Annotated in this window: 27 protein-coding genes, 1 tRNA gene and 1 riboswitch; of the genes, 19 read left to right on the top strand and 9 right to left on the bottom strand. The window is 69.6% G+C overall.

Features of this window, described 5'->3' with window-relative positions; translation table 11 throughout:
* The first annotated feature begins 39 nt into the window (after positions 1-39).
* From AB0B82_RS10875 to AB0B82_RS10860, 4 genes are all read left to right on the top strand, one after another.
* The gene (locus AB0B82_RS10875; protein ID WP_360164994.1) at positions 40-1194 is read left to right on the top strand and encodes a site-2 protease family protein; all 1155 of its coding nucleotides are present in this window, start codon (positions 40-42) and stop codon (positions 1192-1194) included.
* A 76-nt stretch (positions 1195-1270) separates the two neighbouring features.
* Positions 1271-2203, top strand: coding sequence for a tRNA (adenine-N1)-methyltransferase (locus tag AB0B82_RS10870; RefSeq protein ID WP_360164992.1), 933 nt, complete (start codon positions 1271-1273; stop codon positions 2201-2203).
* Between the two features lie 165 nt (positions 2204-2368).
* Positions 2369-4114: a proteasome ATPase gene (arc, locus tag AB0B82_RS10865; protein ID WP_360164990.1), complete on the top strand. Its 1746-nt coding sequence runs from the start codon at positions 2369-2371 to the stop codon at positions 4112-4114.
* Between the two features lie 137 nt (positions 4115-4251).
* Positions 4252-4620 (top strand): hypothetical protein, encoded by a 369-nt coding sequence (locus AB0B82_RS10860; RefSeq protein WP_360164988.1) that lies wholly within the window; start codon positions 4252-4254, stop codon positions 4618-4620.
* A 36-nt stretch (positions 4621-4656) separates the two neighbouring features.
* Here AB0B82_RS10860 and AB0B82_RS10855 read toward each other — a convergent pair whose 3' ends face one another.
* The 4 genes from AB0B82_RS10855 to AB0B82_RS10840 are packed head-to-tail and all read right to left on the bottom strand — an operon-like array spanning position 4657 to position 7504.
* Positions 4657-5550: a hypothetical protein gene (locus AB0B82_RS10855; RefSeq protein WP_360164986.1), complete on the bottom strand. Its 894-nt coding sequence runs from the start codon at positions 5548-5550 to the stop codon at positions 4657-4659.
* Positions 5547-6197 carry an RNA polymerase sigma factor gene (locus tag AB0B82_RS10850; protein ID WP_360164984.1) on the bottom strand — a complete coding sequence of 217 codons (651 nt, stop codon included), beginning with the start codon at positions 6195-6197 and terminating at the stop codon, positions 5547-5549. The genes AB0B82_RS10855 and AB0B82_RS10850 overlap by 4 nt, the downstream gene beginning before the upstream one ends.
* A 48-nt stretch (positions 6198-6245) precedes the next feature.
* Positions 6246-6989 carry a phosphotransferase gene (locus AB0B82_RS10845; RefSeq protein WP_360164982.1) on the bottom strand — a complete coding sequence of 248 codons (744 nt, stop codon included), beginning with the start codon at positions 6987-6989 and terminating at the stop codon, positions 6246-6248.
* Positions 6989-7504: an NUDIX domain-containing protein gene (locus AB0B82_RS10840; protein ID WP_360164980.1), complete on the bottom strand. Its 516-nt coding sequence runs from the start codon at positions 7502-7504 to the stop codon at positions 6989-6991. The genes AB0B82_RS10845 and AB0B82_RS10840 overlap by 1 nt, the downstream gene beginning before the upstream one ends.
* A gap of 73 nt (positions 7505-7577) precedes the next feature.
* Between AB0B82_RS10840 and dop the strand changes: the two genes are divergently transcribed.
* The 14 genes from dop (at position 7578) to AB0B82_RS10770 (ending at position 19038) form a co-directional block, all read left to right on the top strand.
* Positions 7578-9098 carry a depupylase/deamidase Dop gene (gene dop / locus AB0B82_RS10835; RefSeq protein WP_360164978.1) on the top strand — a complete coding sequence of 507 codons (1521 nt, stop codon included), beginning with the start codon at positions 7578-7580 and terminating at the stop codon, positions 9096-9098.
* Between the two features lie 57 nt (positions 9099-9155).
* A complete protein-coding gene (locus tag AB0B82_RS10830) occupies positions 9156-9365 on the top strand; it encodes a ubiquitin-like protein Pup (RefSeq protein ID WP_130448384.1) in 210 nt (69 codons plus the stop codon).
* 8 nt (positions 9366-9373) lie between these two features.
* Positions 9374-10213, top strand: a complete 840-nt coding sequence (gene prcB / locus AB0B82_RS10825) for a proteasome subunit beta (protein WP_360164976.1) — start codon at positions 9374-9376, stop codon at positions 10211-10213.
* 37 nt (positions 10214-10250) lie between these two features.
* Positions 10251-11105: a proteasome subunit alpha gene (gene prcA, locus AB0B82_RS10820; RefSeq protein WP_360164974.1), complete on the top strand. Its 855-nt coding sequence runs from the start codon at positions 10251-10253 to the stop codon at positions 11103-11105.
* On the top strand, positions 11102-11758 hold the full coding sequence (locus AB0B82_RS10815) for an NUDIX hydrolase (protein WP_360164972.1): 657 nt from the start codon (positions 11102-11104) through the stop codon (positions 11756-11758). Before prcA ends, AB0B82_RS10815 begins: the two co-directional genes overlap by 4 nt.
* A 28-nt stretch (positions 11759-11786) precedes the next feature.
* Positions 11787-12605, top strand: a complete 819-nt coding sequence (locus tag AB0B82_RS10810) for a hypothetical protein (RefSeq protein ID WP_360164970.1) — start codon at positions 11787-11789, stop codon at positions 12603-12605.
* Positions 12582-12666: riboswitch (ZMP/ZTP riboswitch) on the top strand. It overlaps the preceding gene by 24 nt.
* Before the next feature lie 22 nt (positions 12667-12688).
* Positions 12689-13549 carry a tetrahydrofolate dehydrogenase/cyclohydrolase catalytic domain-containing protein gene (locus AB0B82_RS10805; RefSeq protein WP_360164968.1) on the top strand — a complete coding sequence of 287 codons (861 nt, stop codon included), beginning with the start codon at positions 12689-12691 and terminating at the stop codon, positions 13547-13549.
* Between the two features lie 30 nt (positions 13550-13579).
* Complete coding sequence (gene aroH, locus AB0B82_RS10800) at positions 13580-13948, top strand: chorismate mutase (protein WP_360164966.1); 369 nt, start codon at positions 13580-13582, stop codon at positions 13946-13948.
* A gap of 10 nt (positions 13949-13958) precedes the next feature.
* On the top strand, positions 13959-15023 hold the full coding sequence (locus AB0B82_RS10795; protein ID WP_360164964.1) for a prephenate dehydrogenase: 1065 nt from the start codon (positions 13959-13961) through the stop codon (positions 15021-15023).
* Positions 15024-15094: 71 nt separating this feature from the next.
* Positions 15095-15859 carry a (d)CMP kinase gene (locus AB0B82_RS10790; protein ID WP_360164962.1) on the top strand — a complete coding sequence of 255 codons (765 nt, stop codon included), beginning with the start codon at positions 15095-15097 and terminating at the stop codon, positions 15857-15859.
* Positions 15856-16584 carry a lysophospholipid acyltransferase family protein gene (locus AB0B82_RS10785; protein WP_360164960.1) on the top strand — a complete coding sequence of 243 codons (729 nt, stop codon included), beginning with the start codon at positions 15856-15858 and terminating at the stop codon, positions 16582-16584. Before AB0B82_RS10790 ends, AB0B82_RS10785 begins: the two co-directional genes overlap by 4 nt.
* Positions 16577-17944 (top strand): ribosome biogenesis GTPase Der, encoded by a 1368-nt coding sequence (der, locus tag AB0B82_RS10780; protein ID WP_360164958.1) that lies wholly within the window; start codon positions 16577-16579, stop codon positions 17942-17944. The genes AB0B82_RS10785 and der overlap by 8 nt, the downstream gene beginning before the upstream one ends.
* Before the next feature lie 70 nt (positions 17945-18014).
* Positions 18015-18089, top strand: a tRNA-Pro gene (locus AB0B82_RS10775).
* Positions 18090-18141: 52 nt separating this feature from the next.
* On the top strand, positions 18142-19038 hold the full coding sequence (locus AB0B82_RS10770) for a group I intron-associated PD-(D/E)XK endonuclease (protein WP_360164956.1): 897 nt from the start codon (positions 18142-18144) through the stop codon (positions 19036-19038).
* Here AB0B82_RS10770 and AB0B82_RS10765 read toward each other — a convergent pair.
* A complete protein-coding gene (locus AB0B82_RS10765) occupies positions 18949-21120 on the bottom strand; it encodes an MMPL family transporter (protein ID WP_360164954.1) in 2172 nt (723 codons plus the stop codon). The genes AB0B82_RS10770 and AB0B82_RS10765 overlap by 90 nt on opposite strands.
* A 149-nt stretch (positions 21121-21269) precedes the next feature.
* The gene (locus AB0B82_RS10760) at positions 21270-21818 is read right to left on the bottom strand and encodes a helix-turn-helix domain-containing protein (RefSeq protein ID WP_360164952.1); all 549 of its coding nucleotides are present in this window, start codon (positions 21816-21818) and stop codon (positions 21270-21272) included.
* A gap of 111 nt (positions 21819-21929) precedes the next feature.
* Between AB0B82_RS10760 and AB0B82_RS10755 the strand changes: the two genes are divergently transcribed.
* Positions 21930-22874, top strand: a complete 945-nt coding sequence (locus AB0B82_RS10755) for a trypsin-like peptidase domain-containing protein (protein WP_360164950.1) — start codon at positions 21930-21932, stop codon at positions 22872-22874.
* A gap of 15 nt (positions 22875-22889) precedes the next feature.
* On the opposite strand, the gene AB0B82_RS10750 is transcribed toward AB0B82_RS10755, so the two are convergent.
* The 3 genes from AB0B82_RS10750 to AB0B82_RS10740 form a co-directional block, all read right to left on the bottom strand.
* Positions 22890-23261, bottom strand: coding sequence for a hypothetical protein (locus tag AB0B82_RS10750; RefSeq protein ID WP_360164948.1), 372 nt, complete (start codon positions 23259-23261; stop codon positions 22890-22892).
* A 9-nt stretch (positions 23262-23270) separates the two neighbouring features.
* Complete coding sequence (locus AB0B82_RS10745) at positions 23271-23822, bottom strand: GNAT family N-acetyltransferase (RefSeq protein ID WP_360164946.1); 552 nt, start codon at positions 23820-23822, stop codon at positions 23271-23273.
* A 639-nt stretch (positions 23823-24461) separates the two neighbouring features.
* Positions 24462-25055, bottom strand: a complete 594-nt coding sequence (locus tag AB0B82_RS10740; RefSeq protein WP_360165020.1) for an MBL fold metallo-hydrolase — start codon at positions 25053-25055, stop codon at positions 24462-24464.
* Positions 25056-25270: the final 215 nt, after the last annotated feature.

Below are 25270 nucleotides of genomic sequence, written 5' to 3'. Positions count from 1 at the left end.
GTAGCGCAGGGTTACCGGTGGACCAGTAGGTTTGGGTTGATGCCAGAATCGCGCGATTCCCAGAACCCCGCCCGCCCGGCCGGTCCGCCACCGCCCGGAACGTGGGTGCTGGGGCGTGTCCGTGGGATCCGGCTGACCATGCGCTTCACCTGGCTGCCGGTGGCGATGCTGCTCGCGATCGGGTTCGCCACGATCATCGGCCGGCAGTTCCCCGAGCTCGGCAACTGGCGGTACGTCGCGGCGTTCGCGTTCGTGATCGCGTTCACCGTGTCGATCCTGATCCACGAGCTGGCGCACGCGCTGGTCGCGATGCGGTACGGCATCCCGGTGTCCGAGATCAACCTCGGCTTCTTCGCGGCCGGTACCCATATCGAGGGCGAGCGGAAGTCGCCGATGGAGGAGTTCGCGGTTTCCGTCGTCGGCCCGGTGGCGTCGCTGATCGTCGGTGGCCTCGCGTACCTGGCCTCGCGCGCGTTCGACGAGGGCGTCGGGTACGTCGCGCTCTGGGAGCTCGGCGTCGCGAATCTGATCGTCGGCGTCACCAACCTGCTGCCCGGTCTGCCGCTGGACGGCGGCTGGGTACTGCGCGCGATCGTCTGGAAGCTGACCGGCAACATGCACACCGGGACGATCGCGGCCGCGTGGGCCGGCCGGCTGCTCGCGATGGCGGTCCTGGTGCTGCCGGTGGCGCTGGAGCAGATCTGGGGCCGGACGCCGTCGATGATCGACTTCGTGATCGCGCTGCTGATCGGCTTCTTCCTGTGGTCGGGCTCGACCGCGTCACTGATGCAGGCGCGGTTGCGGCGCAAGCTGCCCGGCCTCCAGGTGCGGACGATGGCCCGGCGCGCGATCGCCGTACATGCCGGGACGCCGGTGTCCGAGGCGATCCGGCTGGCGAGCGAGTCGCAGGCCGGAGCGGTCGTGGTGATCGACGGCGAGGGCAAGCCGCATGCGTTGGTGTCGGAGAAAGCGGTGGCCGCCGTCGCGCCGAACCAGCGCCCGTGGACCACGGTCAGCGAGGTCTCCACCCGGATCGGCGCGGGCCACATCATCGGCGTCAACGACACCGGCGAGGAGATCCTCAGCACCCTGCGTGCACACCCCGCGTCGGAGTACCTGGTCCTGGACGCCGACGGCAACGTGTACGGCGTCCTCGCGACCGCCGACGTGGAACGGGCCTTCCGCAACAGCTGACAGCTCAACCACACCGTCGCGAGTGCCCGGAAGGGATTGGGGGATCCGGGTGACGGAAAGTTAAGGTGAGCGCCTTATGGCTGACTTGCGTGACTTTCCCGACCGGTCGTTCTCCGGCGTCCACCACGGACCGCTGCAGGAGGGCGAGTGGATCACCCTGCAGGACTCCAAGGGTCGCCGGCACTCGGTGAAGCTGGAGCGCGGCAAGATCTTCCACACCACCAAGGGCGGGATCGCGCACGACGACCTGATCGACGGCCCGGACGCGGTCGTGATCCGGTCCAAGGGCAACGTCGAGTACCTTGCGCTGCGGCCGCTGATGGCCGACTACTCGGTCTCGATGCCGCGCGGCGCCGCGGTGATCTACCCGAAGGACACCGCGCAGATCGTCACGATGGCCGACATCTTCCCCGGCGCGAAGGTGGTCGAGGCCGGTGCCGGCTCGGGCGCGCTGACCACGGCGCTGTTGCGGGCGGTGGGGATCCACGGCGAGGTGATCTCGTTCGAGCGGCGCGAGGACTTCGCCGAGGTCGCGCGGAAGAACGTCACCGGCTTCTTCGGCGGCGAGCACCCGGCCTGGCGGCTCGAGGTCGGTGACCTGGTCGAGAAGCTGGACGAGCGCGACGTGGACCGCGTCGTCCTCGACATGCTGGCGCCCTGGGAGTGCGTGGACGTGGTCGCGGAGGCGTTGTCGCCCGGCGGCGTGTTCTGCGCGTACGTCGCCACCACGACGCAGCTGAGCCGCGTGGTGGAGACGTTGCGCGCGCACGGCGAGTTCACGGAGCCGCGCGCCTGGGAGTCGCTCGTCCGCGACTGGCACGTGGAGGGTCTCGCCGTCCGGCCCGGGCACCGGATGCAGGGCCACACCGCCTTCCTGGTCACCGCCCGCAGGATGGCGCACGGCGTCCAGGCGCCGCGGAAGAAGCGCCGGCCCGCACCCGGTGCGTACGGCGACGACTACACGGGTCCGCGACGCGCCGAGAGCACCCCCGAGCAGCCGGCCGAGTAGGACACTGACCCTTCCGTCGGGCGCTCCGGGCGAAGGTCGCCGGAAACTCCCGGCGACATGCCGTGACGAACCGACCCATCCGCAACCGACACGTGATGGGATTCAGCTTGCCCGGTGAGGTTTTCTGGGTAAGGTCCATAGGGTCGAGCCCCACATGGTGAGGTGATGATCGTGGCTGGAGACGAGAGTCCTACCGCGGCAGAACTGCGTAACCAGGTCCGGTACCTGGAGGCCGAAGTCGCGGCGTTGCGACGGAGGCTGCTCGAGCACCCGGCGGACAGCCGGTCGCTCGAGAGCAGGCTGTCCGAAACCCAGGCCTCCTTGGCGAGTGTCACCGCTCAGAACGAGCGGCTGGCCGACACGCTGCGCGAGGCGCGAGAGAAGATCATCGCCCTGAAGGAGGAAGTCGACCGGCTGGCCCAACCGCCGTCCGGATTCGGCACCTTCCTCGGACGGAACGAAGACGACACGCTCGACGTGTTCACCGGCGGCCGGAAGCTCCGGGTCGCGGCGAGCCCGTCGGTGGACCTGGACGCGCTGAAGCTCGGCCAGGAACTGATGCTGAACGAAGCACTCAACGTGGTCGAGGCCTGTGACTTCGAGGTCGTCGGCGACGTGGTGATGCTGAAGGAGCTGCTCGCCGACGGCGAGCGCGCGCTGGTGATCGCGCAGGCCGACGAGGAGCGCGTGGTGCGGCTCGCGTCGCCGCTGCTCGACGTCCCCCTGCGGGCCGGTGACTCGCTGCTGCTCGAGCCCCGCTCCGGATACGTGTACGAGAAGATCCCGAAGTCCGAGGTCGAGGAGCTGATCCTCGAAGAGGTCCCGGACATCGACTACACCCACATCGGTGGTCTGAGCGGTCAGATCGACCAGATCCGGGACGCGGTCGAGCTGCCGTACCTGCACAAGGAACTGTTCCTCGAGCACGAGCTGAAGCCGCCGAAGGGTGTGCTGCTGTACGGCCCGCCCGGCTGCGGCAAGACGCTGATCGCGAAGGCGGTCGCGAACTCGCTGGCCAAGAAGGTCGCGGAGAAGACCGGCGCCGCCGGGCAGAAGTCCTTCTTCCTGAACATCAAGGGCCCGGAGCTGCTGAACAAGTACGTCGGCGAGACCGAGCGGCACATCCGCCTGGTCTTCCAGCGGGCCCGCGAGAAGGCGTCCGAGGGGATGCCGGTGATCGTGTTCTTCGACGAGATGGACTCGCTGTTCCGGACCCGCGGCAGCGGTGTCTCGTCCGACGTCGAGAACACCATCGTTCCGCAGCTGCTGAGCGAGATCGACGGCGTCGAGGGCCTCGAGAACGTGATCGTGATCGGTGCCTCGAACCGGGAGGACATGATCGACCCGGCGATCCTGCGGCCGGGCCGGCTGGACGTCAAGATCAAGATCGAGCGCCCGGACGCCGAGGCGGCCCGGGACATCTTCTCGAAGTACCTGACGCCCACGCTGCCGCTGCACACCGACGACCTGGGCGAGTTCGGCGGCGACCGGCAGGCGTGCGTGGACGGGATGATCCAGCGCACCGTCGAGCGGATGTACACCGAGGCCGACGAGAACCGGTTCCTCGAGGTCACCTACGCCAACGGTGACAAGGAGGTCCTGTACTTCAAGGACTTCAACTCGGGCGCGATGATCCAGAACATCGTCGACCGGGCCAAGAAGATGGCGATCAAGGCCTACCTGGACGAGAACCAGAAGGGCCTGCGGGTGCAGCACCTGCTGCAGGCCTGCGTGGACGAGTTCAAGGAGAACGAGGACCTGCCGAACACCACCAACCCGGACGACTGGGCCCGGATCTCGGGCAAGAAGGGCGAGCGGATCGTCTACATCCGGACGCTCATCTCCGGCAAGCAGGGCACCGAGCCCGGCCGGTCGATCGACACCGCGACGAACACCGGCCAGTACCTGTAACTCAGTACTGTCACATCGGCCCCGCGTCGTACGCCGCACCGCCCCCGGACCACTCGGTCCGGGGGCGGTGTCGTGCCGGGGTGCCGCGAGGGTTTCCCCTGATGGCCGGCCGGCGCGCCTCGACGTACCGTGCTGCCATGGCGACGGACGAGGTGCGCAAGGACCTGCGGGCAGCAGCGGCGGCGCGGCAGGAACTGGGGCCGGAGTACGAGGACGCGATCCTCGAGAGCTTCCTCGAGAAGCTGGATGCCCGCGAAGCGCAGCGCCGCGGTCAGGACCTCGAGCACCGGCAGCGGGACCAGATGCTCGAGGCCGTCGGCCTGAAGCGCCGCGAGACCGACCCGGGTGGACTCGCGCTGGCGATCATCTCGGTGATCGCGGCGATTCCGATCACCGCGATCGCCGCCGACATGCTCGGCCTGATCGGAGTCATCGTCTGCTGGGCCGGCCTGGTCGCCATCAACTTGGCCCGCGGCGCCGCCGCTCGCGGCCACCGTCCGAACTGACACCGGATCCTCCGGCCGTCGCAATCGGCCTGCCGGCTAGCGAACAGGGATCTGCTTGCCCTGGGCGTCGAAGGCACGGACCTCGGTCGGGAGCCGCTGTCCGTTGCTGAAACGCCCGGCCGCGGTGACCTGGGTGTAGGCGAACCCGTCGGCGACGAGGCCCTTTGTCCACGGGCCCGGCTGGCCGTTCAGCACGTAGCGCGCCTCGACCTTCGCCACGGCCGGCAGCGCGCGGTACAGCGTCCACGTCTGCAGAGTCGTCAGGTCCCGGGTCAGGTCGGTGGATCCGCCGAGCGCGACGAGGCCGCGGTGCGGGTTCGGTTGCGCCAGCCAGACCTTGTCCTCGATCCGGCCGACCGTAGCGAGAGCACCCAGCTTCGCGGACTCCGGCAGGCGCACCTGGCAGAACCGGTACCCGAGCGCCATGGTGGACGGAGCGCTGGAAGCGGGCCGGCCGGTGCTGCTCGGCGGCCGGATCGTGGTGACCCTGCTGCTCGGAGTGTGCGGGATGATGGCGCCGGTGTTCCGCGCCAGCGCGACCACGGCCCGGCTGTCCTTGGTGATGCCCTTGACCGGACGGCTCCACAGCAGTTCGGCAGGCTCGGCCTCGTCGGGGAACTGGCATTCGGCGGCGACCTTGCGCAGGTCGGACTTCGACACGCCGTCGACGGAGGCCTTGAGCGTTGGGGTTGCCGACGACGGTCCGGCGACCGGAGTGCCGGTGTCACCCGACGGCTTGTTGGTGACGACGAGAGTGCCGGCCACGACAGCGCCCACGGCCACGACGCCGGCTACGGGTGCGAGGCGGCGCCCGAGCGAGCGCGACGTCACGGCTGCGGGGCGGGTCTTGTCCATCACGCGGTTGCGGAGGCGGGCGCGCTCGCCGGCAGTCAGCGGCGGGATCTTGGGAGGTTCGAGCCGGGTGTTCATGAGAGCTCCTCGGTGAGGTCGACCCGGGGCAGCAGGTCAGGAAAACGACGACGGGTGCGGTGCAGCCGGGCCTTCACGGTTCCGACCGGTACGCCGAGCGCGTCCGCGGCCTCGGCGAGGGTGAGTCCGGACCAGACCACGAGCTCGAGCGTCTCGCGTTCGTGCCGGGGGAGTTTGGCGACGGCGCGCCGGATCGCGGACATCCGGCGTTCGTCGTCGAGCCGCCGCGCGACCTGGTCGGCGTGATCGGCATGGTCGGCGTACTCGGCATGGTCCGGGTGCTGACCGGGCAGACGTTCGACGAGTTTCCGGACGCGGTTCGCGGCCCGGAACACCGCGATACATTCGTGCCGGGCCACCATCAGCAGCCAGCCGCGCGCGCTCGGAGCGGTCAACGGTCCCGGTGGGTTGCGCTGGAAGCGGCGCCAGGTGCTCAGGAACGTCGCCTGCACCACATCGTCGGCGGTGCTCCAGGACGCTGTACGGCGGAACGCGAACGCGCGGACGTCGTCCGCATAGCGGTCGAACAGCTCGCCGAGCGCGAAATGGTCGCCGACGCGCAACCGGTCCCAGAGTTCCGCGTCCGGGGCAGGCCCCGGATCGAGACCTCCGAACCCGGGCGCCGCGGTCGGCTCCGTGTCAGTCATGGGGATCTTCACATGGGGTAGTGACCGGTCACCGGCCGAATGGTTGCATCACAGCGCGGAAATGATGGCGCGGAGGCCGTCGGTGACGTCCTCGGAGTGGTGCAGTCCGTGGTGGACGCCGTACCAGGGGGAGAGCCTGGCCCAATCCTTGGCGCGGTCGATCAGGTCTGGACCTGGTTCGTACACCTCGACGACACCGGCTGCGACGGCTTCCGGAGCGCCGTTGAGGGGCCAGCAGAGGTCCAGGGCGGGGTCGCCGATGACAGCGTCCGTCCAGTCGATCACGCCGGTGATCCTGCCGTCGGTCATCAGGATGTGCTCCGGTCCGAAGTCGCAGTGGACCAGCGCCGTACGTATCCGGGCAACGCGGTCCAGCAGCTCACCGGCCGCGCTCCGTACCTCCGGTGGCAGCAGCGGCACCACCTCGGCGCGGAACCCGTCGAGAACGGCCGTCTTCTCGGCTGTGGCGGCCTCTGCGCCGAGTGCGCCGTGGGCCACGGCCTCGACGGGGTCAACGGCGTGCAAGGCCTTCAGAAAGGCGCCCAGCGCGCGACCGGTTGCCCTGTCACCGTGATCGAGGGGCTCGCCGGGAAGCACGAGGTGCCGGACACCGTCCCGCGTCGGCTCGGGGACCGGGATCGGCAGCGGCAGCTGGGGTGCCAGCCAGGGGAGGAGTGTCGTCTCGGCGAGCAGCCGGGGCCGGACCTCCGGGCGGCGTGGTGCGCGGTGGATCCACGGGCCGTCGATCCAGGCGTGGCTGTCCCAGCCCTCGCGGATCGTGACGGCAGGCATCAGATCAGGCCGCGGACGTACGGGCCGAGCAGTGCGGCGCTGTCGGGCATGAACAACCACTCGTCGCCGTCCAGCTTCGCTACCAGCTCAGCGGGGGAGAGCCAGTCGCCCCAGGCGACCTCCTCGGGCTGGTGCTTGACCGGCCCGTCCCAGACACACACGTACAGGTAGGCGTGGCAGCGGGTGTGCTCGTCCGCGAAGTCGCCCTCGGGCAGCCTGGTCAGCGCGACGCCGGTGATGCCCAGCTCCTCGTCGAGCTCGCGCACGACGGCCTCGAACGGATCCTCGCCCGCGGCCACCACGCCGCCGGCGGCGAAGTCGTACCGGCTGGGGTAGAGGTCCTTGGTGGCGGTTCGCCGGTGCACGTAGATGTCGCCGGCCGGATTCCGAACGAGCACGCCGGTGGTGGCGTGCCGGAGGTTGTCGCGGCGCATCACCGACCGCGGTGCGGCGCCGACGACGCGGTTGCCGTCGTCGAGGATCGCGACCAGTTCGTCCACCGGCAGTTCGTCCACGGGCGCAGTCTCACATGTAACCCTGTGGACACGGCAATCCTTTTCGTCGCCGGTACCGCGTAGGCTCAACTCCATGAGTGTTCGGCGGATCATGGGAACCGAGACCGAGTTCGGGATCTCGGTGCCGGGCCAGCCCGGGGCGAACCCGATGCTGACCTCGAGCCAGGTGGTCAACGGCTATGCGCAGACGCAGCCGCTGGCGCGCAAGACCCGGTGGGACTTCGACGAGGAGCACCCGCTGCGGGACGCGCGCGGCTTCGACCTGAGCCGGGAGGTGGCCGATTCCAGCCAGCTCACCGACGAGGAGACCGGCCTGGCGAACGTCATCCTCACCAACGGCGCCCGGCTGTACGTCGACCACGCCCACCCGGAGTACTCCGCGCCGGAGACGACCAACCCGCGAGACGCGGTGGTGTGGGACAAGGCCGGCGAACTGGTGATCATGGAGGGCGCCCGGCAGGCCCGGCTGATCCCCGGGGCCCCGCAGCTGAACCTCTACAAGAACAACGTCGACAACAAGGGCGCGTCGTACGGCTCGCACGAGAACTACCTGATGCGCCGCTCGACGCCGTTCGCGTCGATCGTGCGGCATCTGACGCCGTTCTTCGTGAGCCGTCAGGTGGTGACCGGTGCGGGCCGGGTCGGGATCGGCCAGGACGGCGCGACGCACGGGTTCCAGATCAGCCAGCGGGCGGACTACTTCGAGGTCGAGGTCGGTCTGGAGACGACGCTGAAGCGGCCGATCATCAACACCCGCGACGAGCCGCACGCGAACCCGGACCGCTACCGCCGGCTGCACGTGATCATCGGCGACGCGAACCTGTCCGAGATCTCGACCTACCTCAAGGTCGGTACGACATCGCTGGTGCTGGCGATGATCGAGGACGGCTGGCTGACCGACGACCTCGGCGTGGACCGGCCGGTGACCGCGCTGCACGAGGTCAGTCACGACCCGACGTGCACGCACCTGCTGACGCTGAAGGACGGGCGCAAGCTCACCGCCGTCCAGCTGCAGACGGAGTACCTGGAGCAGGCCCGCAAGTACGTCGAGGACAAGTACGGCGACGACGCGGACCGGCAGACCAAGGACGTGCTGCACCGGTGGGAGCAGGTGCTCGACCAGCTCGCCATCGACCCGATGCGCCTGGCCGACCAGCTCGACTGGATCGCGAAGTACAAACTGCTGCAGTCCTACCGCGACCGGGACGGCCTGGAGTGGGACGACCCGAAGCTGCACCTGGTCGACCTGCAGTACGCCGACCTGCGCCCGGACAAGGGCCTGTATTACAAGTTGGTCAAATCCGGCCGGATGCAGCGGCTCGTCACCGACGAGGAGATCCGGATGGCCGTTGCGCACCCGCCGACCGACACCCGGGCATATTTCCGTGGCCGGTGCATGCAGCAGTACGCACCGCAGGTCGCGGCCGCTTCCTGGGACTCGGTGATCTTCGATCTGCCCGGCAAGGAGTCGCTGCAGCGGATCCCGACCCTGGACCCGCTCCGGGGCACGAAAGCGCATGTCGGGGCACTTCTTGACCAATGCGACACCGCAAGTGAGCTGGTTCGCACCATTACTGGGGGTGCCGCCGGGTAGGGTCGCTCTTGAGGGCCGGTTGGGCGGCCCTCCCAGCGGTTCTAGGAGGTGTGTGCCATGGCGAAGGACGGCGGTCAGCAGCACAAGCAGCCGAAGCGTTCGTCGACCGAGGAAGAGGTCGAGCAGGTCGAGGCGTCAGAGGACGTCCAGGAGCGCAAAGAGCGGCTCGACGAGGACGTCGACTCGATCCTGGACGAGATCGACGAGGTGCTCGAGGAGAACGCCGAGGAGTTCGTCCGCGGATTCGTGCAAAAGGGTGGGGAGTGAACCGCTCGATGACATCTGATGCCTCCGGCCGGTTGCCGGAAGCCTTCCTGACCCCAGGGGGCTCGTCGTTCATGGACTTCCTGGCCGGGCACGCGCCCGACCTGCTGCCCGGACGACGCTCCCTGGGCCAGGCCGACCTGTCCAGTGAAGTCCCGCACGGGACGACGATCGTCGCCGCCACCTTCCCCGGTGGCGTGGTGATGGCCGGCGACCGGCGGGCCACGATGGGCAACATCATCGCCCAGCGTGACATCGAGAAGGTGTTCCCCGCCGACGAGTACTCGGCGGTCGCCTTCGCCGGCTCGGCCGGCTTCGGGATCGAGATGGTCCGGTTGTTCCAGGTCGAGCTGGAGCACTACGAGAAGCTCGAGGGCGCCACCCTGAGCCTCGACGGCAAGGCGAACCGGCTGAGCGCGCTGATCCGCGGCAACCTGCCGATGGCGATGCAGGGCCTGGCCGTGGTACCGCTGTTCGCGGGCTACGACGAGGACATCAAGGGCGGCCGGATCTTCTCCTACGACCCGACCGGCGGGCGGTACGAGGAGACCCACTTCCACAGTGTCGGCTCGGGCTCGCTGTTCGCCCGCGGCGCGCTGAAGAAGCTGTACCGCGAGGACCTCACCGAGACCGAGTGCGCGACGGTGGCGATCCAGTCCCTGATCGACGCCGCCGACGACGACTCGGCAACCGGTGGCCCGGACATGCTGCGGCGGATCTTCCCGGTGATCGGTGTGGTGACCGCGGACGGTTACCGCCGGCTGCCTGAGGACGAGGTCGCGACGCTCGTCGACCAGGCCTGGGCCCAGCGGCACCAGCGCCCGGACGGGCCGGGCTCGTCCCTCACCTGACCTTGATCCCGATCGACTGACGAGGACGACACCTTCGATGAGCGTTCCCTTCTACGTCTCACCCGAGCAGCTGATGCGGGACCGGGCGGACTTCGCCCGGAAAGGCATCGCCAAGGGCCGCAGCGCGATCGCGTTGCAATATGCCGACGGCATCCTGTTCGTCGCGGAGAACCGGTCGCCGGCCCTGCACAAGGTGGCCGAGATCTACGACCGGATGGCGTTCGCCGCCGTCGGGCGGTACAACGAGTTCGAGAACCTGCGGATCGCCGGCGTCCGGCTCGCCGACATGCGCGGGTACTCCTACGACCGCCGCGACGTCACCGGCCGGGCGCTGGCCAACGCGTACGCCCAGACCCTCGGCGCGATCTTCTCCTCCGGCGGCGAGAAGCCGCTCGAGGTCGAGATCCTGGTCGCCGAGATCGGCGCCACCGCCGAGGACGACCAGATCTACCGGCTCACGTACGACGGCTCGATCGCCGACGTCCGTGGGTACGCCGTGATGGGCGGCCCGGCCGACCAGGTCGCGGACTACGTCGGCGAGCACTACCGCGAAGGCATCTCGCTGGCCGGTGCGCTCCGGCTCGCGGTCGACGCGCTCGCCCACGACGGCTCCGAGGTCCGCGAGCTCACCCCGGACCAGCTCGAGGTCGCCGTCCTGGACCGGACCCGTACTCAGGTGCGCAAGTTCAAGCGGATCTCCGAGCAGACGCTGGAGCGGATCCTGAGTGAGTCCCGCCCGGCCGAGCCGGCCACGGAGTCGAAGGACGAGCCGGAGGCCACGGGCGACGCGGGTGCTGCCGAGGCCGCGACCGACGCGGCGCCGACCGCGCCGCCGGCGGACGACGCCCCGGTGGCGCCGCCGGAGGACCCTGAGGACGACCGTCCGCTGTGACCGACCGAGCCGAACACTCAGCCGCCGCCGACCGGGCGGCGGCTGAGTCGCTTCCGGGCGAGTCCCTGACAGGGCAGCCATCGGCCGGGGAGTTGCGGGTCGGGGATCCGGAGCCGTGGGAGCTGGTGGGTGAGGAACAGGGATTTCACCGGTTTCTGACGGTGAACCTGCGCCGCTACCGAATGCCGGACGGCCGGATCGTCGACTGGGACGTGCTGGGCCCGAAGTCCGATGCCGGGATCACGGCCGGGGTGACCGTGCTGCCGCTCACCCCCGAGGGCCGCATCGTCACCGTGCGGATGTTCCGCGCCGGGCCGGACCGGGTGGTCACCAACCTGCCCGGCGGCTACGTCGAGCCCGGCGAGGACCCGGCGCTGGCGGGAGCCCGGGAGCTCGAGGAGGAGACCGGCTACACCTGCGAATCGCTCGACCTCGTCGGCTGGCAGTGGTCCGGCGCCTCCTCGACGTACCGCAAGTACGTCGCGATCGCCCGCGGCTGCCGCCCTGACGGCAAGCAGAGCCTCGACGACACCGAGGACTGCGTCGCCGTCGAGCTGACCGTGGATGCGTTCCGTCGCGAGCTGCGTACCCCCGGTGCAATGACCGGCAGCGACGCGGCGTACCTGGCGCTCGACCACGCCGGCCTGCTCTGAACCCCCGCGCTGAATCCCTGCTCTGATCATGGCCAAAGGCAACCAGACGATCAACGTCCGGACCTGGTCGAAGACCGTTCCCGCGTACGGCCTGCGGTTGCGTGATCTCGACCTGTACGTCGTGAAGAACCACGACGAGCTGGTGCGCGCCCTCGGATTCGAGCGCGTTGCCGGCCGGCCCAGCCGGCTGCGGTGGGCGCTGTCCATGGTGTTCGTCTTCGCATTGATCGGCGGCGTCTCGACCGTCGGCGGCCCGATCTTCACCACCCACGGCGGCCGCACCACGCCGATCGGTACGGCGGATCCGCTCGACAACGACCTCGGCGTACCGCTGACGTCGTGGTGCTTCGTCGTGGTGCTGATCGGCGTACTGATGATCGCCGGCCGCTGGCTCCGGACGGATCGCCACCGCGACGGGTTGGAGCTCGGCTATCTGGCGGCGACGGTCGCGTTCGGGGCGCTCGCCGTCGGGCAGTTGGTGAGTGAGCGAGGGGTCGGCGCGTTCGACGTACCCGCGCTTCCGGTGTGGGCAGCCGCCGTGCTCGCCGCGTTCGTCCTTGCGGCCGTGCTCTTGTTCTCGCGCGGGCGGCGGGTCCCGGTGCCCAACGATTTCCGGCGCCTCGGACCGCCGGACCCGCAGCGGGTGATCCGACTGACGGCGGAGCTGGAGCCCCGGCAGCGGGCGAAGCTGCTCGACGAGCGTCGCCGGGCGATCGCGCGCCTGCGGGAGCGCGGTCTGGTCGACGCGGCCGAGGCGACACAGCTCGCGGAGCTGCCGCTGGGTGCATCGACGACGATCGCGCCGGACGGCCCCGGTATCCTGGCTGCGGACCGCGACTGGCGCTGAGGTGGACGACCACCGGGGAACGGTCTGCCGATCGGCTACGCCGCGCGCCTGGGCACCTCGTCGACGCCCGGAGGACTGCGCGGATGACCGCTGAACTGATGATCGGGACCGATCTCGCTGCCGAGATGGTCGCTGCCACCGCTGACCGAGCACGCCTGCTGCACGAGCAGTACGGCGTCCAGCCGTGTCTGGCGACCGTGCTGGTCGGTGCCGACCCGGCCTCGGCGACGTACGTACGGATGAAGCAGAACCGCTCGAAGAAGGCCGGGATCGCGTCACGCAGCGTGGTCCTCCCGGCCGAGACCACGACCGCGGAACTGGTCGCGGAGCTCACCGAGCTGTCCACGGATCCGGCCGTGCACGGGATCCTGCTGCAGCATCCGGTGCCCGCGCAGATCGACGAGCGGGCCGCGTTCGAGGCGATCGACCCGACCAAGGACGTCGACGGTGTGACCATGCGCTCGTTCGCGGCGATGGCCTTCGGCGATCCCGGCTTCCGGTCCGCGACGCCGGGCGGCATCATGCGGCTGCTGGCGGCGTACGACGTACCGCTCGAAGGAGCGCACGCGGTGGTGATCGGCCGTAGCCCGATCCTCGGCAAGCCGGCCGGGATGTTGCTGCTGGCATCGAATGCGACGGTCACCTACGCGCACTCGCGGACCCGGGACCTGTCGGAGCTGGTGCGGACCGCGGACGTCGTGATCGCGGCGGTCGGCAAACCGAACTTCGTCCGCGGCGACTGGCTGAAGCCGGGTGCGGTGGTCGTCGACGCCGGCTACAACGAGGGCAACGTCGGCGACGTGCACTTCGCCGAGGCGGCCGAGGTGGCCCGGCTGATCACGCCGGTGCCGGGCGGTGTCGGGCCGATGACGATCGCGCTGCTGCTGGAGCAGACGGTGGACGCTGCTGAGACGGTTGTCCACTCTTTGACTACATTGGCCTAGGGTTGGGCTGAGGCCAACAAGGAGGAGAACGTGGCGGTACGGGCGATCCGGGGGGCGACCCAGCTGGACGTGGACGAGCGCGAGCATCTGCTCGAGCGCACCGCGGAGCTGGTGAAGGCCGTCCTCGAGGCGAACGATCTCGAGAACGACGACCTGATCAGCATCCTGTTCACCGTCACGCCTGACCTGCGCTCGGAGTTTCCGGCCGTCGCGGGCCGCCAGATCGGTCTGACCGACGTACCGCTGATCTGCATGCAGGAGATCCCGGTGCCGCATGCGTTGCCGCGCTGCGTCCGGCTGATGGTGCACACCGAGACGGATCGGGCGCGGGACAAGATCCAGCACGTCTACCTGCACGGCGCGGTCGCGCTCCGTCCTGATCTGACCGGCGCCCAGTGAGGCCCGCGCGGTGACCGAGTTGCGTGGTCCGGTGCGGATCGTCGGCACCGGGCTGATCGGGACCTCGATCGGGCTCGCGCTGGCGCGGCTCGGCGTGGTCGTGGAGCTCGTCGACGGCAACGCCGAGAACGCGTTGATGGCCGAGCGGATCGGGGCCGGTTCGCGGCACGTCGACATCGAGCCGCAGCTCGTCGTGGTCGCCGTACCGCCCGACCACGTCGGCGCTGTCGTCGCGGAGCAACTGCGAGACACCCAGGCGATCGTGACCGACGCGGCGAGCGTGAAGTCGAAGCCGCTGACGGATGCCCGTGGGCTGATCGAGGACGTGAGCCGGTACGTCGGCAGTCACCCGATGGCAGGCTCCGAACGCAACGGTCCGCTGGCCGCCCGTGCCGACCTCTTCGACGGCGCCACCTGGGCGATCACGCCGCACCCGACCAGTCGTCCGGAAGCGGTCGACCTGGTCCGGCGGCTCGCCGAGGCGTGCGGCGCGCGCACGGTCCAGCTGTCGGTGGAGGACCACGACCTGGGCGTGGCCCGGGTTTCACACCTTCCGCATCTGATGTCGGCGCTGGCCGCCGGCACGCTCGCGGACGCGCCCGACTCGCATCTCGAACTCTCCGGGCAGGGCGTCCGCGACGTCACCCGGATCGCGGCCGGCGACCCGCGACTGTGGACGCAGATCGTGTCCGCGAACTCGGCCGCGCTGACCGGCCTGCTGGAACAGATCCGCGGCGAACTCGACCGGCTGCTGGTTGCCCTAGGCAAGGAAGAGGCGGGCGACGAGCTGACCGCGATCCTCGGCCAGGGGGTGTCCGGTGCGGTGCGCGTCCCGGGCAAGCACGGCACGCCGCACATCGACCTGGTCACCGTCCTGGTCACGATCCCCGACCGGCCGGGTCAGCTGGCCCGGCTGTTCGCCGACGCGGCCGAGTCCGGCGCCAACGTCGAGGACCTGCGGATCGACCACAGCCCGGGCCGCCCGGTCGGTGAGGTCGAGCTGGCCGTCAAGCCGGGTTCGGTGGACCAACTGGTCGCCGTCCTGACCGAACGCGGCTGGGTGGTGCACCGGTAGGCCGGTGCGGCTGAGCGTGCGGGTCAGAACCACCGGGCGAGGACGACCCGGCCGAAGGTAATCTTCAGGGCATGATCATCGCTGTGGACGGGCCGAGCGGCTCCGGTAAGTCGAGCACTGCCCGCGGAGTGGCCACCCGGCTCGGCCTGCGGTACCTGGACACCGGCGCGACGTACCGCGCGGTGACCTGGTCGGCGCTCGACCACGGCCTGGACCTGGACGACACCGAGGCGGTCGCGCGGCGCGCGCGGGAGCTCGAGCTGGACATCAGCACCGACCCCGGCCACCAATACGTGATCGCCGACGGGACCGACGTCACCGCCGCGATCCGTGATCCGAAGATCAGCGAGGTGGTGTCGAAGATCGCCACCAACCTCGAGGTCCGCAGGGAGCTGATCCGCCGGCAGCGCGCGATCATCGACGCCGCGCAGAACGACATCTCCCCGCCGGACGTCGCCGGTGCGGGCGGCGCCCACACGGACGGTGTGCACAGCGCCGCGCAGTACGACGGACGCCCGAGCGGAGGGATCGTCGTCGAGGGGCGGGACATCGCCACCGTGGTCGCGCCCGACGCCGAGCTGAAGGTGCTGCTGACCGCCGACCAGGAGGCGCGGATGGCACGCCGCGGGGCCGAGCTCGCCGCCGGGTCCGTGACCGCGGATGAGCTCCGCGACCAGATCGTCCGCCGGGACGCCGACGACTCCACGGTGTCGGAGTTCCAGGTCGCCTCGGACGGCGCCGTGACCATCGACTCGACGTACCTGACCCTGGAGGAGGTCGTCGACGTGATCTGCCGACTCGCGCTGGAAAGCGTCCCTCAGGGCCAGGAGCGATGACTGTAGAACTCACCGGGCACCAAGGTCTGCCCCGTACCGACGATTTGCCACCGCTGCCGTACCGGCTGGCGCTGCCGCTGCGGAAGGTGGCGCGGCCGTACTTCCTGCGCAAGTACAAGTTGACCATCCATCACGAGGACCGGTTCCCGATGACCGGCCCGCTACTGATGGCACCGAACCATCTGAGCCTGCTGGACGCCCCACTGCTCGGGGCGATCGCGCCGCGGATGCTGCACCAGCTCGGCAAGATCGAGGTGTTCGGGGGACTGCAGGGCAAGTTCCTGCAGCGGATCGGGCAGATCCCCGTCGACCGCTCGTCGTACGACATGCTCGCGGTCCGCAAGTCGATCCAGGTGCTGCGCGACGGGCGGGTGCTGAACATCTACCCCGAGGGCACCCGCGGTCCGGGGGATTTCCGCCGGATCCGGGTCGGGGTGGCGTACCTGGCGATGGTCACCGGCGCGCCGATCCTGCCGGTTGCGCTGATGGGGACCCGGCTGCCGGGCGGCGACGTGGAGGGATTCCCGCCGGCCGGGAGCCGTATCGACGTCGTGTACGGCGAACCTTTTTCGGTCGAGCGCGTACCCTTTCCCAGGAGACACTCCGACGTCCAGGCGGTCACCGAGTACATCGGTGACGTGCTGCGTGCCCATGTGAAGGCGGCCGTCGACGAAACCGGCCACCCGCTTCCGGGCTGGCGAGAACCGAAGGACCCTGATGACTGACCTGCCCACCGAAGTACCGACCCACGACCGGTCGGACACCGGGCCACTCCCGGTGCTCGCGATCGTCGGCCGGCCGAACGTGGGCAAGTCCACGCTGGTCAACCGGATCATCGGCCGCCGGGAGGCGGTGGTCGAGGACACCCCGGGCGTCACCCGCGACCGCGTGTCGTACGACGCCAACTGGGCGGGCCGTGAGTTCACCGTGGTCGACACCGGCGGCTGGGACCCGGACGCGGTCGGGATGGCCGCGCTGGTCGCCGCGCAGGCGGAGGTTGCGATCAACGCCGCCGACGCGGTGCTGTTCGTTGTCGACGCCGTGGTCGGCATCACCGACGCCGACGAGGCCGTCGTCCGGGTGCTGCGGAAGTCCGGCAAGCCGGTCGTGCTGGCCGCGAACAAGGTCGACGACCAGCGGATCGAGTCCGAGGCGATGAACCTGTGGAGCCTCGGCATCGGCGAGCCGTACCCGGTGTCCGCGATGCACGGGCGGGGGACCGGCGACCTGCTGGACGCCGTGCTCGAGGCGCTCCCGGAGGCTCCGGCCGAGCGCGACGGCGAGGTCGGCGGCCCGCGCCGGGTGGCGATCGTCGGCAAGCCGAACGTGGGCAAGTCGTCGCTGCTGAACAAGGTCGCCAAAGAGGACCGGGTCGTCGTCAGCGACGTCGCCGGTACGACGGTGGACCCGGTCGACGAGCTGATCACCCTCGGCGGCCAGGAGTGGCGGTTCATCGACACCGCCGGTATCCGCCGCAAGGTCAAGAACGCCCAGGGCCACGAGTACTACGCGTCGCTGCGGACCAACGCCGCGATCGAGCGCGCCGAGGTCGTCGTGGTCGTCATCGACGCCTCCGAGCCGATCTCCGAGCAGGACCTGCGGATCATGAACGCGGTCGAGGAAGCCGGTAAGGCGCTGGTGATCGCGTACAACAAGTGGGACCTGGTCGACGAGGAGCGTCGCTACTACCTGGAGCGCGAGATCGACCGCGACCTGGTGCAGTTCCGCTGGGCGCCGCGGGTGAACATCTCCGCGTTCACCGGCCGGCACATGGAGAAGCTCGTCCCGGCCATCGAGGCCGCGCTGGAAGGCTGGCAGACCCGCGTCCCGACCGGTCAGCTGAACGCGTTCCTCGGCCGCCTGGTCGCCGCGCACCCGCACCCGGTCCGCTCCGGCAAGCAGCCGAAGATCCTCTTCGGCACCCAGGCCACCACGATGCCGCCGACCTTCGCGATCTTCACCTCCGGCCCGATCGAGCCGTCGTACCAGCGCTTCATCGAACGTCGGCTGCGCGAAGACTTCGGCTTCGTCGGCAGCCCCGTCCACGTCCAGATCCGAGCCCGCCAGAAGAACAAGAAACGCTGACCGGACCCGGGTGAAAGCACCTCTCCGGATGGGGTATGGTTTACCCCGGTTCGCTTCACGGAGCGAATGGCGGGCTGTGGCCTAGTTTGGTTAGGGCGCCGGCCTGGGGGGCCGGAGATCCCGAGTTCAAATCTCGGCAGCCCGACCGCCGAAGAGGGGCACCGATTCTGTCGGTGCCCCTCTTTACCTTTCTCCCCATGGACACCACCGGGAGTCGACGTACTTGGACGGACGCTCAACTGGCCGAGGCGGTCGCGAGCAGCCCCTCGTGGCGCGCGGTCGCCCGTGCACTGGGTTTGAAGAACTCCTCGACGGGCGCGATCAGACGCCACGCCACGCGACTCGGGCTGGACACGTCCCATTTCACGGGGCAGCGCCGCTGGACCGATCAGCAGCTCCGCGAGGCCGTCGCCGGCGCGAGCTGCTGGGCGGACGTGATCGCCGACCTCGGTGTCGTCGACAACGGAGCCGAGCGAGTCCGGATCAAGGGGCACGCAGTCCGGCTGGGCTTGGATTGCGCGCATCTGAAGTCGCCGCAGGCCAAGGAGGCGCCTGTCGATGTGTTCAACGAGCCGGTCCGGCCCGAGATGCTGCGGTATTCGGCAACTGCGTTGGCGATGGCTTGGTTCACCTTGCGCGGATGCTCGGTTGCGCTACCCATCGAGCCTCAGGCGTACGACCTGCTGGTGACGACGTCCGGCGGGATCCAGCGCGTGCAAGTGAAGTCCTGTGCAACCCCGTCCAAGCGCGGGTACTGGCATGTCGGTATCGGTCGGCGTCCGTACACGCTCGACAAGACCGCGGGAAAGCTGCCGTACGACCCGGACTCGATCGACCTGTTCTTCATCGTCCTTGGTGACGGCAGCATCTACGTCGTACCGAGTGCCGTGCTCGCGGGTCGGACCAGCATTTCGGCTGCGAGCTACGCGCCGTACCGCGTGGGCGATGCGTCGAGCTTGATGCAGGATGGGGCGCCGGGTGGTGCCGGCGCCCCGCAAGGTGTGTCAGCGTACGCCCGCGAGTTCCTTGGATTCCGGGGTTTCGACCCGCAGGCTTTCGCCTTCGATGTCTACCCGCGGGGTGAGGCGGTCTAGCCACTTCGGGAACCACCAGGCCCGGTCGCCCAGCAGGCTGAGGATGGCGGGGACCAGGGTCATCCGGACGACGAAGGCGTCGATGAGTACGCCGATGGTGAGGCCGAAGCCGATGGCCTTGATGATCGGGTCCTCGACCAGGATGAAGCCGGCGAAGACCGACGCCATGATCAGCGCGGCGGCGGTGACGACACGGGCGCCGTGGCCGAGGCCCTGGACGGTGGCGTCGTCGGCGTGCCGTCCGTGCACGAACTCCTCGCGCACCCGGGACACGATGAACACCTCGTAGTCCATCGCGAGGCCGAACAGGATGCCCATCATGATGATCGGCAGGAAGCTGACCAGCGGACCGGGGGAGTCGATGCCGACCAGGCTCGCGAGGTGCCCCTGCTGGAACACCGCGACGGTGATGCCGAACGTCGCGCCGATCGTCAGCACGAAGCCGAGGGTCGCCTTCAGCGGTACCAGGATCGAGCGGAACGCGAGCAGCAACAGCAGGAACGACAACCCGATCACGACGAACAGGTACGTCGGCAGCGCGTCGGAGAGCTTGTTCGACACGTCGATCCCGACGGCCGTGTTGCCGGTGACGGAGATCGTCGCATCGCCGGTCGCGAGCGGCTGAATCGTGGTGCGCAGGTTCTTGACCAGGTCTGCGGTCTGCTCGGTTGCCGGTCCGCTCTGTGGGATCACCTGCAGGAGTCGCGTTGTACCGTCCTGGCTGGCCGCGGCGGGTTGTGCGGCCACCACGCCGGGGAGGGTCTGCGTGGTGCCGAGCACCTGCTGGACAAGCGTGTTCGAGGTCGCCGGGTCGTTGCTCGAGACCACGACCACCAGCGGTCCGTTGGCGCCGGGTCCGAACGCCTCGGCGGTCAGGTCGTAGGCGATTCGCTGGTTGCTGTTCTCCGGCGCGGTCGCGCCGTCGGGCAGCGCGAGCTGCATGTCCTTCGCCGGGATCGCGAGCAGCCCGAGCCCGATGATGCCGACGGCAACGATCGGGATGCGCAGCCGGGTCACCAGCCGGCCCCAACGGAAGCCGAAGCCCTCGGCCTGCGGTGCGGCGGCCGGCGCCTTCCGCAGTTTGCGCGGCAGCACCCGGTTGCCCACGAATCCGAGCATCGCGGGCAGCAAGGTCAGCGCCACCAGCACCGCCGTCAGGACGGTCGCGGCCGCGGCGAGGCCCATGGCGGTCAGGAACGGTACGCCGACGACCGAGAGCCCGGCCAGCGCGATCACCACGGTGGCGCCGGCGAACAGTACCGCCGATCCTGCCGTAGCGGTGGCGCGAGCCACCGACTCCTCGGGATCCATGCCTTCCGCGAGCTGCGACCGGTGCCGCGAGCTGATGAACAACGCGTAGTCGATACCCACCGCGAGTCCGAGCATCAGCGCCAGGATCGGCGCCGTCGAGGAGACGTCGGTGAACGCGGTCACGATGAACAAGCCGGCCATGCCGGCGAGGACGCCGAGCAGCGCGGTGACCAGCGTCATGCCGGCCGCGACCAGCGAGCCGAACGTGACCACCAGGACGACGGCTGCGACCGCGACACCGATCACCTCGGTCGCGCCGATCTCCGGGATCCCGGCCTTGATCTGGCCACCCGGCACCACCTGCAGGTCCGCGGAGCTGATGCGGCTGAGCTCGTCGTACGCGGTGGTGGCCTCGTCGGTCAGCTCGTCGGCAGGCTTGTCGAACTGGACGCTGATCAGCCCGGTCGTGCCGTCGGGGCTGATCGCCTTGCTGGTGAACGGGTCGATCGCTGCGATCACCTCGGGCACCTTGGTGACCTTCTCGACGGCCGCGCCGACCGCCGCCTTCACGGCAGGCTCGGCGAGCGTCTTGCCGTCGGGCGCCTTCACGACCACCGTGGACGACGCGCCGCTCGCGGCCGGCAGCTCCTGCGCGAGGGCGTCGAGTGCACGCTGAGACTCGGTTCCGGGAATCGAGAACGTGTTCGCGGTCTTGCCGCCGAGCGTCAGCGCACCGACGCCCAGCAGAACGAGCAGCAGCGCCCAGACGGCGGCGACGAGGCGGCGCCGCTGGTACGAGAACCGGCCGAGCCGGTACAGGAGATTGGCCATCGGGATCGCTTTCGGTGTCGAGTCGGGCGTGTTCGATCGCCCCGCCGGCGCCGCCTCGGCAGCTGGTCGGCAGCTGGTCGGCAGCTGGTCGGCAGGTGGTACGGCAGGTGGTACGGCAGGTGGTACGGCAGGTGGTACAGGGTGTGGGGTCAGGCGCGGCGGAGGAGTCTCCCCAGGGCGACCTCGCAGAGTCTGCGCAGGTCCTCGTCACTGCTGTCGGCAGAGTGCCGGCATTCGCCGAGCAGGCCGTTGACGGCGAACCGTGCCACGTCCTGCTCCAGCGGGTCGTCGGACCCGGCCAGGTAGTCGATCAGGCGCATGCCGTTGGCGACCAGCGGCGCGACCTCGGGCATCTCCTCGATCTCCGGCAGGACGTCCTGGAGGACGTCGACAACACCGCGGTATTCGACGGACAGGTCGATGAATCGGTCGATCGCGAGCTGCTGCGCCTCCGCGCGGGGCAGCTGCGCGGCATCGGCCACCAGCGCGGCCAAGTCTTCGGCAGCCGGTTGGAGGACGGCCGCGAGCACGGCGGGTTTGCCGCTGAAGTGGTACAGCACGGTCGCCTTGGAGCAGCCCGCCGCAGTCGCGATGTCCTGCAGCGACGTCGCGTTGTAACCGTTGGCCTGGAACAGGGCCATCGCCTGGCGCACGATTTCGCGCCTGGTCCGTTCCCGGGCGGGGGTGGAGACTGCCATGTCAGCATCCTGACTGACCGGTCGGCCAGTTTTCAACCGATCGGTCAGGATTGTGGTCCGGTTCACGCCGTTGCTTCCGGGTGTAATTTTGTAATTCAGGAGGTGAGGGCGATGGCTGACGAGATGGCCGGGGACGACGTCCTGGACGCCTACTCGCGGGTGGTGTCAGGGGTGGCCGCGCACCTCATCCCACGGGTCGCGAGCCTGCGGATCCAGAGCCGCCGCGGCGACTCGTCCGGGTCGGCGGTGGTGCTGACCGGTGCCGGGCACCTGCTCACGAACGCCCACGTGGTCGGTGACGGATCCGAGGCATCGGCGGACTTCGCGGACGGAACGACGGCGCAGGCCCGCGTGGTCGGAGTGGATCGGCTGTCCGATCTCGCCGTACTGCGGGCCGATCGGGAGATCCCGGATCCGCCGGAGTACGGCGATGCCGACCATCTCAAGGTGGGGAACCTGGTGGTTGCGGTCGGCAATCCGCTCGGACTCGCGGGCAGTGTGACCGCCGGCGTGGTGAGTGCGTTGGGCCGGTCGTTGCCGGTGCGCAGCGGTTCGGCGCAGCGGATCATCGAGGACGTCATCCAGACCGACGCCGCGTTGAACCCGGGCAACTCCGGCGGTGCGTTGGCCGACGGCAACGGTCGGGTGATCGGCATCAACACCGCCGTCGCGGGCATCGGCCTGGGGCTTGCGGTGCCGGTGAATCCGACCACGCGGCGGATCATCTACGCACTGCTGCACGACGGCCGCGTGCGGCGCGCGTACCTCGGTCTCGTGACGACACCCGCGTCACTGCAGCCGGCGCTCGCGCAGCGGTTCGACCAGCGAACCGCCCTGCGGGTCGTCGAAGTGATCCCGGCCAGTCCGGCGGCGGCAGCGGGGTTGCGGCAGGGCGATCTCGTTCTGGCGGTCGACGGCGTACCGCTGCGGGACGCGCAGTCGTTGCAGCGTCAGCTGTTCGAGGATGCGATCGCGCGCCGGACCGAGATCACCGCGATCCGGAACAACGCGCTCGTCGACGTGATCGCCTATCCGGCCGAGCTGACCGATCGCTAGCTGTCCTCGGTCGGTCTAGGGGAGTGGCGGGAGGAAGGCTTCCGGGTCGACCGCCTGGCCGCGCTTCGGTCCGCCGCGGATGCTGTACGAGTCGAGCAGCAGCTCGGCCGTCTCGCGGAGGTCGAGCCGGTCGAGGTAGCCCCAGCAGGTCACGCGGTACTGGAACGTATGCACCACCGGGAAGACCTCGCGGCGCTCGGCCAGCGCGGCCTGCGTCGTCATGTCACCGGTCCAGACCTGGAGCAGCTCGCGCCCGGCGTTGTCCCACCGCAGGCGGGCGAACTGATGACGCCCGGCGTACCACGCGGGTGACCCTTCGTGCGCCTCCCCGAGCCGGGCGTCGGGCAGCCGCCCGGCCAACTCACAGACGTCCCGCCAGGTCGCCATAGCGCGATGCTAACCCTGCAGGTCAGCTCGAAGCAGTACGCCGGTACCGGGCTTGAGCGGATCGCCCGGGAACGTGAAGTCGCGGGTGACCTCGACGAACCTCAGGCTGTGGTGGAGGTCGAGGGTAGGTCGGTTGGCGAGATTGGCGAAGTAGTAGACCTCGTCGGCGCGGTCGGCGCGGTCGGCGCGGTCGGCGACCCACTCCATCCGGTCGCGGGTGAGAAGTTCGCCGATGCCGTGCCGGCGCCAGGCGTGCGCGACGATCAGTCCGACCAGGTAGTAGCCCGCCGGCGCCATGCTCGGCGGATCCGTCGCGGAGACCACATGCCGGATCACCCCGCCGTATCCGACGACGGTTCCGTGGATCGCAGGGACCACGGCGTACCGCTCGGGGTCGCCGAGGTCTGCTTCCAGCCGTTGCCGGCGTTCCGCGGCGGAGCCGCCCGTCCGCGCCACGGTCAGCTCGGCGCACGCATCGAGGTCCGCGATCTCGGCCGGCCGTACGTCGACCCGCGCGCGCCGCCGTACGGTCCCGGGACGGTATTCGGCGAACCCACTCATGACGTCACCCTAGGAGAGCCCGGGTGGACGAATTGACGCGACGTGTCGACGCGAACTCTCCGCGCTCGAGTGCGGCGTCGCGAGTCGCCGGCTCTCGGGAGGAGCGACCCCCTCCAGGGGGTGTCGACAGGAAATATCAGGCCCCCACCCACCACGACCTGTTCACACCCCCCAGAGCTGGCTCACCGGAGCCTCGCAGCTGGCTCACCGGAGTCTCGCGGCTGACCCTGTAGTCCTCGGCGCGATCCGGGGGTTGTCGGGTGGTGCGACACGATGTGGGGGGCGTTGACAGGAAATAGCAGGTGCCGGCCCGCCGGAATCTGTTCACACCCCCCACGGCTGGCTCACCGGAGCGTTGCGGCTGACCCTGTAGTCCTCGGCGCGATCCGCGGGTTGTCGGGTGGTGCGACACCATGTGGGGGGCGTTGACAGGAAATAACAGGTGCCGGCCCGCCGGAACCTGTTCACACCCCCCACAGCTGGCTCACCGGAGCGTCGCGGCTGACCCCGGAGTCCCCGGCGCGATCCGCGGGTTGTCGGGTGGTGCGACACCATGTGGGGGGCGTTGACAGGAAATAACAGGTGCCGGCCCACCGGAACCTGTTCACGCCCCCGTGGATGGCCCACGGACCTGGTGTGTTACCAGCCGCGTTCGCGCCATTCGGGGAGGTGGGGGCGTTCGGCGCCGAGGGTGGTGTCGGCGCCGTGGCCGGGGTAGACCCAGGTTTCGCCGGGGAGGGTGCTGAAGAGTTTGGTCTCGACGTCGTTCAGCAGCGAGGTGAACCGTTCCGCGTCGCCCTGCGTGTTGCCGACGCCGCCGGGGAACAACGAGTCGCCGGTGAAGAGGTGCGGTGCGCCGTCGGGGTCGTCGTACAGCAGGGCGATCGAGCCGGGGGTGTGGCCGACGAGGTGGATGACGCGCAGGCTGCACTGCCCGACTGCGATGTGGTCGCCGTCGTCGACCAGTTGGTCGGTCGGGACCGGGATGCCCTCGGCGTCGTACCGTCCGGCGACGGTGGTGGCGCCGGTGCGGGCGACGACCTCGGCGAGCGCCTCCCAGTGGTCCTGGTGGCGGTGGGTGGTGATGACCCGCGCGAGACCGCCGTCACCGATCAGCCGGAGCAGCGTGTCCGCCTCGTTCGCGGCGTCGATCAGCACTTGCTCGTCGGTCTGCCGGCAGCGCAGCAGATAGGCGTTGTTGTCCATCGGCCCGACCGCGACCTTGGTGATCATCAGATGGGCCAATTCGTGGGTCTGCGCCGGCCCGCCGACCTTCACGTTCCCGTGGTACTCCGGCATTTCGCCTCTCCCTGATCTCGGTGACACCGCAGATCCTCGCACCTTCGGCAGGTCCTGGTCAGGACCTGGTCGGCGCGCGTCTCGGGATCGAATATACTTTCGAAACGACCCCGGCGCCGCGACGGCGATCCGGCGGCGGAAGTTTTTGT

Origin of the sequence: Kribbella sp. NPDC048915, assembly GCF_040649595.1 — a bacterium.
Lineage (GTDB): Bacteria > Actinomycetota > Actinomycetes > Propionibacteriales > Kribbellaceae > Kribbella.
The sequence above is the reverse complement of the archived record's forward strand: the minus strand, read 5'-3'. Positions and strand labels throughout refer to the sequence as shown.